This window comes from Halohasta sp. A2 (assembly GCF_056175805.1).
The window spans coordinates 1-1,014 of record NZ_JAQFWV010000171.1 but is presented as its reverse complement, the minus strand read 5'-3'; the positions used below and the strand labels follow the sequence as shown (position 1 = coordinate 1,014).

1 protein-coding gene is annotated in these 1,014 nt (G+C 59.8%); it reads right to left on the bottom strand.

The genetic code is table 11. From position 1 onward, the window contains the following. Positions 1 to 1,014, bottom strand: a 1,014-nt coding sequence (locus tag O2S87_RS18625) for a transposase (RefSeq protein ID WP_475410216.1), incomplete at both ends; no start/stop codon positions are given.

The following is a 1,014-nucleotide window of genomic DNA, read 5'->3' as shown; positions in this document are numbered from 1 at the left end:
GGCCGGACCGCCACAGCTTCAACAGGTTGTGCGTCGCCGAAAACAACGACCACTCCGCTTGCGCTCCCGCCTCCCCACGTAACAGAAATCGGTCACAGCCGCGGGTGACGTGCTGACCGAACACTGCTTCGACGCTCTGGCTGCGCTTGCGGTAGATTCCTCTGCCTCGTTTCGTCCGGAGTTTTCGCTCCATGCGTTCTTTCAGCCCGTACCACTTGGGGATCCGCCCTCGTGGCGGATCCGCTTCCCGGAGTTCTTTCCGTCGCTTCCAGTCTTTGGTCGTGGCGATGAACAGTTCTGTCTGCTCATCCGCTAACTGCGCGTTCGCTTTGCTCCAGTAGCCAGCGTCGGCAAGCGCCTTCTCCGGGCGCTTGCCGTTCACCTTCTCGCAGGTCTCCAGCATCGGCTTGAGCTGCTGGACGTCGTTTGCGTCAGTAGTGATCTCCTGAGCGACGATGACCTGTGTGTCGCAGTCCACCATTGCTTGGCCGTTGTAGCCCTGTTTCCACCCGTTGCTCGTTTTGAGCGTTTGACTCGCTGGATCTGTCGTGTTTGCCTTTGAGTCCTCCGGAAGCTCCACCTCCTCCGGAGGTGTGGGCTTCCGCCCACGCTTCTTCTGGCCTGATTCTTCCTCTTCCTGTTCTCTCTGGCGGATCTTCTCGGCTTGCTCCTCCTTGAGCTGCTGTTCGGTGGCGTTGAGTCGGTCCCTGGCTTCCCGCAATCGATTCAGTCGGTCCTCTCGCTCCCGGAGTTCCTCCGGGAGCTCGTCTCCGCGTTGTTCTGGTCCGTATTCGTCGTCTTCGGCTTCGTCGACCTCGGCAGCTTCCTCAAGGATGTCGTGTATTTCGTCGGTAATTTGCTCACGAGTCCGGTTTTGGTCAAGGGCCGCGTCGCCCTGGACGCGACGGCCGTCCAGGGCGACTTCGCCCATCTTAGCCATCCCAGCTTCCCGACAGAGACGAAGAATCTCAACGAAGAGGTGTTCGAACTCCTTGCGGTGGTTCTTGCGGAAGA